General features: G+C 61.2%; 1 tRNA gene. It reads right to left on the bottom strand.

What is annotated here, in order from left to right:
* Positions 1–150 precede the first annotated feature (150 nt).
* Positions 151–227, bottom strand: a tRNA-Met gene (locus ELR45_RS08380).
* Between the last annotated feature and the right edge of the window lie 136 nt (positions 228–363).

Consider the following 363-nt stretch of genomic DNA (forward strand, 5'->3'; position numbering starts at 1 on the left):
GATCAAACGCATCGGCTTCGGGTTCCGCAACTTCCGCAACTACCGAGTCCGCGCCCTGCTCTACGCCGGCAAACCCAACTGGCGAGTTCTGGGCTCCATCGTCGTCCGATGAACCCAGCACCCCCGCCAGAATCCGAAGACCCGGTTTTGTGGTAGCGGGGGCAGGATTTGAACCTGCGACCTCTGGGTTATGAGCCCAGCGAGCTACCGAACTGCTCCACCCCGCGTCGCAAAAACTATGTTACGCGACGATCCGAGCCACACCAAATCGGCGTCGACGCATCCCGGAATCCCCTTCGCGATACCCAAGTGGATGAGCCGTCAGGCCATCCGCGGTTGCCTCGTCCGAGACGCATCCATGAA

It is taken from the genome of Phytoactinopolyspora endophytica (genome assembly GCF_004138495.1).
In the GTDB taxonomy this organism is placed as follows: domain Bacteria; phylum Actinomycetota; class Actinomycetes; order Jiangellales; family Jiangellaceae; genus Phytoactinopolyspora; species Phytoactinopolyspora endophytica.